Below are 6,390 nucleotides of genomic sequence, written 5' to 3'. Positions count from 1 at the left end.
ACACCGAACGGGAAACTGGACCGCAAGGCCCTGCCCGCCCCCGACCGCCAGGCCGCCACAGGTGACCGACGGCCGACCACGGAGACGGAGAAGGTCCTCGCCGGCCTGTTCGCCGACATCCTCAACCTCGACCACGTCGGCATCGACGACTCCTTCTTCACCCTCGGCGGACACTCCCTGCTCGCCACCCGCCTCGCCGCCCGCATCCGCACCACCCTGGGCTGCGAACTGCCCATCCGCACCCTCTTCGAGAACTCAACTGTTGCGGGACTCGCGCGGGCAATCAGTGCAGCCTCGATGCACGAAGACGCAGGAACCCTTGTACCCATCAAAAGCAAGGGAAGCATGTCTCCGCTGTTCTGCATCCACCCTGGTGGGGGCTATGCCTGGGTGTATACGCAGATGGCAAACTACCTCCCTGAGGAACTGCCGATTTATGGGATACAAGCTCGAGGTCTCGACGGGGACACGGATCTGCCGAACACAGTCGAAGAGATGGCCGCTGACTACATTCGGCAAGTACGAGCGATCCAGCCTTCCGGGCCGTACAATATTTTGGGCTGGTCTATTGGAGGGCTTGTTGCTCACGAAATGGCCGTGCAACTTCAACGCTCTGGCGAAGAAATTTCCGTGCTAGCGATCATGGACGCGTATCCGGTGCGTAGTACGGAGATGGGTTTCACTGCGGACGAAGAGGTGCTGCGGGCCGAGGTGCAGGAGGATCTTCGCCTTCACACAAGGATGACTGCAGGATCATCTAACGCTGTGGGTACCACTGAAGATGACACAGTTCTGATCGATGAGGTGGACGAAGCGCAACTAGAGGCCTCTGTGAGAGTGCTGGCGAATAATATCGGCCTCAGGTACAGCTTTCGTCCCCAACGCTATAAGGGCGACATTATATTCTTCACCGCTGCCAAGGGGAAGGTGCAGGGTGATCCCATCTTGACTGACTGGACTCCGCATATTCTCGGCGTCATTCGGAATTATGATCTCCCTGTTACTCATGGACAGATGGGTGCACCCGAGTCCATGCGGGAGATAGCTGCAATTCTTGCTCCGGACTTCAGTTAGCCCCGATCTTGCCTGAGGGTCCGTCACTCTGGTGACGGACCCTTTCGGCTCGTTCGGGGTGGAGATCCTGCTGGTGGGCGGGTTGGTGGCCGGTCTATCGCGTCGGGTGTGCGCCGGGTCCATGGTTCCGGTCGGGTGGTGTTGCTCGGAGGGGCGGGAAGCTGTTGGTCAGCCGGGGTTCGGCGTGACCGTGAGTCATTGCAGGGCGTCGGCGATCACGCCGGTCCAGGGCGCCGGGGCTCCGTCGTTCTCGTTATCTGCCGGGAATGATCACGTGAGTCCGAGGGTTGCCAGCGGCCGAGCCACCAGGTCAGCGGTTGCTGCCTGGTGAACCGCCAGACTGGTGGCCGCGTAAAGACGTTCGAGTGGCACATTCCTGGTTTACACCGTGCGCCGCCGACGGACGATCTGCAGCGCCTGGCTGGCGTATGGGAACCGCACCCGCGGCACAGTGACGGTCTTCAGGCGGCGGATCTCGTCACGGCCGAGGGCGGTGGTGGGAGTGTCAGCGGCACGTCCTTTCAGGGAGGACCCTTCATCAGGGTATGCAGGGTCGGGTGCGGGTGGTTGGCCTTGAACACGGCGATGCAGTGCGCGCCCTTCTCCTCGACCAGGTACTTCGCTTGGTCGGTCTGGGACAGCAGTTCAATCGAAGGCCACCACCGCAACTGGTGAGGTCCAGCGGGTGAAGCAACGGCCGGAACGCGGTGATCTCGTTGCTCTTGGCGTCGACCTTGCGCTGGGCCAGTACGATGCTGTCCCCGCGCAGCGCGGACAGCGCCGCGCAGGGATTCGCCGTCCATCGCGATGTGGCCGCCCGCACCTGTCGAAATGGCAGGTGTTCTTCCTGGTCGGCGGTCCGGCCGCGTCCGCACGAGCGGTGAGCCGGGTACCGATCGCCGCGTCGAGCGCCTCGCCGTCGATGCGTTGCAGTACCCGGCGCACGGTCGCCTCGCTGGGTGCCCGGCAGGGTAGTTCCGGACCGCGCAGCGTGGCCCCGCAGTGGGTGACGTTGCGATCCTCGGTCGTCCCAAATGGCGACAGCCACACCAGTACAGCCGGCCCCGCAGCACGCCGTTGCCGCCCCGCTCCTACACCACCTTCAACAGATCCGAAAACTGCGGCATCCAAGTCCCCAGAGGGTGAGCTGCAGGCGGTCGTCCTGGGGGGCGATGTCGTGACCTGACGAGAGCCGACCGACGGCGGCCAATAGATCCACTACTCTAGCCGTGTTGGTCAAAGCCGCCATAGCGTGACTGGGTTTCACCTCAGTCCGGCACCCAAAAGGTGCACATCACCCATCCAGGAGTGTTTCGGGTGATCGTCCTGCACCCCCAGGTATGGGGAGCGGTCAATTTTGTGTGGCTTGGCCTAGCCTGGACGTCGATCGGTAACCGGCGTCGCGGGAGCTTACCGGAGGACGATTAGGTGGGTTTACGATGAGCGAGTCGCATGGGAGCGGGTACGAGCACGAGCCGGAGGGCTCGGCTCCGGTCGAGGGCGCATATGCCGACCCTTACTGGTACACCCACGATATTTATCGCCAGGACGCGGATCAATACCCCAACACCACCGCGGACGACGCAGCGGTGCAATCGCCCTATGCGGTGCCGCCGCCGACCTCTTACCCATCCGGCTCCTACACGGGGACGTCGATTCCTCATCCTCAACAACAAGGGATGCAGGGTGACTTCGGGTATGGCGGTGACGGAGGTTCGACGCAATCCGGAAACCCCTACGACCCGGCGCCTCACGCCCACGCCGGCCAGCATGACTCGGACGCGTTCGCCTACCTGTACCAGGACCAACGCGGCAGCGTGAGCGGGACTGTTCACGGGCAGACCGCAGTCCCTGCTCCCGCCTCGTCGGAGACGGCCATGACGACACCAGCAGGGGTGTTTGACGCTGACGATGCCACCGCCGGGACCGACGGGGAGCCCCCGAGGAAATCGGGGCGCGCGGCGAGTCTGCTGAATTCAAGCGCGCTGATGGCCGCAGGGACGATCGTTTCGAGGGTCACTGGCTTTCTGCGCACGCTGGTCATGGCGGCCGGAATCGGCGTGGGCACGCTGAATGACACGTATCAAGTCGCCAACACCTTGCCGACCATGGTTTATGTACTGGTCGGCGGTGGCGCGTTGAACTCCGTGTTCATCCCCCAGCTGGTGCGCGCCATGAAGGATGACGACGACGGGGGCGAGACCTACGCCAATCGTTTGCTCACGCTCGTCATGGTCCTCATGGCGACGGTCACCGCAGTCTGTGTTCTGGGCGCACGCCCGCTCGTCAGCATGCTCGCGCCGAAGATGGCCGATGACCCCCACCAGATGGAGGTCGCGGTCACCTTCGCCCGCTACTGCTTGCCGACGATGTTCTTCATGGGCGTGCATGTCGTAGTGGGACAGGTTCTCAACGCGCGCGGTCGGTTCGGCGCCATGATGTGGACACCTGTGCTGAACAACCTGATCGTCATCATGACCTTCGGCGGTTTCATCTGGGCCTACGGCAGCTACCCGGGCTCCGGGGTGAGCGCGTCCACTCTCCCGTCCGAAGGGGTCAGGCTCCTGGGCGTGGGTACGCTGCTCGGGCTCGCCGTTCAGGCTGGCGCGATGTTGCCGTATCTGCGGGAGACCGGATTCCGGGTCCGCCTTCGATTCGACTGGAAGGGCCAGGGACTGGGCAAGGCCGCGGCACTGGCCAAGTGGACCCTGTTCTTCGTCCTCGCCAACCAGATCGGCCTTATCGTCGTGACGCAGCTTGCGACGTGGGCGGGCGCGGTGGCGGAGAAGCAGGGGCACACCGGCACCGGCATCACCGCGTACAACTACGCCCTTCTGCTGTGGCAGATGCCCCACGCCATCATCACGGTGTCACTTATGACGGCTGCGCTGCCCAGGATGTCCAGGGCCGTCATCGACGGTGACCTGGCGGCGGTGCGGCTCGACATCTCGGACAGACTGAGGACCTCCGCCGTCGCCATCGTCCCGAGTGCCTTCGCCTTCCTGGCGCTGGGCGTGCCGATGGCCAACATGCTGTACGGAGGATCGGGCGCGAACGGGGCCCAGAACATCGGCTACACCCTCAGCGCGTTCGGGCTGGGCCTGATCCCGTACTCCGTGCAGTACGTGGTGTTGCGAGGCTTCTACGTCTTCGAGGACACTAAGACGCCCTTCTACAACACCGTCGTCATCGCCTCCGTCAATGCGGCCGCGTCCGCGGTGTGCTTCTACGTGCTTCCCGCGCGATGGGCCGTGATTGGTATCGCGGCGTCCTACGGACTGGCCTACGCGGTCGGAGTGGGCGTTGCCTGGCGCCGACTGCGCAAGCGGCTGGACGGAGACCTGGACGGCGCACGTGTCAGGCGCACGTATGCCCGCCTGTGCGTCGCGTCCGTCCCCGCGGCACTCACTGCGGGGGCGGTCGGCTATCTGATCATGCACCTCGTCGGGAGCGGGGTGTTCGGGGGCTTCGTCGCCCTGGTCGGCGGCGGGGCCGTGCTGGTGGCTCTCTTCTACGTCGCGGCACGGCGTATGAAGATCGAGGAGCTCGACGCGATGGTAGGGGTGTTGCGGGCACGCTTTGGGCGTTGATCGCGTCACGGCGCCCGCGCACTCGCTCGGCTGTGCGTGGGGGCCGCCTGATCTGCGGACGAGATCTGTTGCCGGCGCCCTCTTGTCGAAGGGCGCCGTCGACAGTCGTCCATGCCCGGCGCGGGTCATGTGAAATGATGGATGAGTGACCACCCTTAGCGTTTTTTGATCTGACTCACAGGATTGCGGTTGACTGCGCTTCAGGGCGCGACTGGTACGGCGCGACCGCGTCCGCCTCGAACGCCAGCGGGTAGTGCTTCATGAGCACGAAAGGTCGCCGTTCTCATGCCAGGTGAGGGCCCCGCAGGCTGTCCTTGCGGGAGCTGGAGGAAGGCAGCCGAGTTCCGGCGCCGCTGATGGCGGCGGCTGTCGCGCTGCGCCGTACTTCGGAGGGCCGGACGTTTTTGCGGAGAGGGCGTTCAGTAGGCGGGGCCGTAGGGGATCCAGTGCCCGAGGAAGGGTTTCAGGTCGTCGGCACGTGGGCTGGGAATGCCGGGCAGCCGAGGCGGCGTGTTCAGTGGGTCGAGGCGCTCCACGGTGGCTGTTGCCCAGCTGATCCATGCTTCAGCTTCGGTTCGGGTCTGACCCGGTGGCATGGCCTCGATTCGTGCGAGTACCGCGCTCACGTACTCGGTCAGTCGGGTGGCGTGGCGCCATGCCGCTTCCTGGGCTTCGAGGTATCTGACGCTCTGGAACAATTGTTGGCGGAGCCGCACGAGGGGCCTGCGCATCCGCCGGAGTCCTTCTGCCGGGTGATCGACCACCTGATGAATCCGGCGGATGCCCTCAACGAGGGTCTCGACCGGCCCAATGCCTTGCGCTTGCTGAACAATGCGCTCGCCCGGGAAGGGTTCGAAGCCTTCCACGGGCAGGACAAGCACTGCTACCTGCGCCACATCGGAACGAACACTGTCTCGATGTTGGCCAAGAACCCACATCGTCCGCTGAGCGTTGCCGAGATGCAGCGGCGTACCGCACTTGCCGCGTTTCTGGACACGTGCAGCGAGGATGCACTCATTGAGGAAGTGCTGCTGCCGCTGTTCCGGCAGCTGGGTTTTCACCGGATCACGGCGGCCGGGCACCGGGACAAGGCGCTGGAGTACGGCAAGGACATCTGGATGCGCTACACCCTGCCGACCCAGCACTTCCTGTACTTCGGCATCCAGGTGAAGCGCGAAAAGCTGGACGCCACCGGAAAGTCCAGGGCGGGCAATGCCAACATCGCCGAGATCCACAACCAGGCCCTGATGATGCTGGCGCACGAGATCTTCGACCCCGAGACCAACCGGCGCGTCCTTGTCGACCACGCGTTCATCGTGGCCGGCGGGGGGATCACCAAGGCTGCCCGCAACTGGCTGGGCAACGCTTTGGACGCGGCGAAGCGGAGCCAGATCATGTTCATGGATCGCGATGACATCCTGAACCAGTTCGTCGTGACCAACCTGCCGCTTCCCGCAGGCGCACCGCTCCCAGATGCGGTGCCTTCCACGGGTGCCAGAGAAGCGCTGTTCTGATGCGATCGATGTACGTTGTCTCGCCTGCTTGCCGGCCTTGCCTCGGCGGCGTCCGTCCCATCAGTACAGCGGAGGCGGGGGCCGGTTCGAGGGCGTGTCACTGCCAACTGGCAGGCGGTGGCGCGCGCTAGTGCTGCTCCGCAGAAGTTCGTGAGGGGGGGGAGTCGAGTCTGGATGCGTCGGGTTGTCAGGTGAATGAGAAGTGGGCTGCG

At 64.4% G+C, this 6,390-nt stretch carries 4 protein-coding genes; 3 read left to right on the top strand and 1 reads right to left on the bottom strand.

What is annotated here, in order from left to right; genetic code table 11:
- Positions 1 to 1,074 (top strand): alpha/beta fold hydrolase (locus AB0L75_RS28580; RefSeq protein ID WP_365186294.1); only part of this gene is annotated, 1,074 nt, incomplete at its 5' end.
- Between the two features lie 1,439 nt (positions 1,075 to 2,513).
- Positions 2,514 to 4,664 (top strand): murein biosynthesis integral membrane protein MurJ, encoded by a 2,151-nt coding sequence (gene murJ, locus AB0L75_RS28575; protein ID WP_365186292.1) that lies wholly within the window; start codon positions 2,514 to 2,516, stop codon positions 4,662 to 4,664.
- 419 nt (positions 4,665 to 5,083) lie between these two features.
- Here murJ and AB0L75_RS28570 read toward each other — a convergent pair whose 3' ends face one another.
- Positions 5,084 to 5,395: a hypothetical protein gene (locus AB0L75_RS28570; protein WP_365186290.1), complete on the bottom strand. Its 312-nt coding sequence runs from the start codon at positions 5,393 to 5,395 to the stop codon at positions 5,084 to 5,086.
- Positions 5,396 to 5,416: 21 nt separating this feature from the next.
- Here AB0L75_RS28570 and AB0L75_RS28565 point away from each other — a divergent pair, with 21 nt between their 5' ends.
- The gene (locus tag AB0L75_RS28565) at positions 5,417 to 6,178 is read left to right on the top strand and encodes a hypothetical protein (protein WP_365186288.1); all 762 of its coding nucleotides are present in this window, start codon (positions 5,417 to 5,419) and stop codon (positions 6,176 to 6,178) included.
- Positions 6,179 to 6,390: the final 212 nt, after the last annotated feature.

The organism is Streptomyces sp. NPDC052101 (assembly GCF_040680235.1).
Lineage (GTDB): Bacteria > Actinomycetota > Actinomycetes > Streptomycetales > Streptomycetaceae > Streptomyces.
The sequence above is the reverse complement of the archived record's forward strand: the minus strand, read 5'-3'. Positions and strand labels throughout refer to the sequence as shown.

Bases quoted from the DNA above. Each gene is read 5' to 3' on its own strand.
- murJ (WP_365186292.1), top strand. From the start codon at position 2,514: ATGAGCGAGTCGCATGGGAGCGGGTACGAGCACGAGCCGGAGGGCTCG.
- AB0L75_RS28570 (WP_365186290.1), bottom strand. From the start codon at position 5,395: ATGCGCAGGCCCCTCGTGCGGCTCCGCCAACAATTGTTCCAGAGCGTC.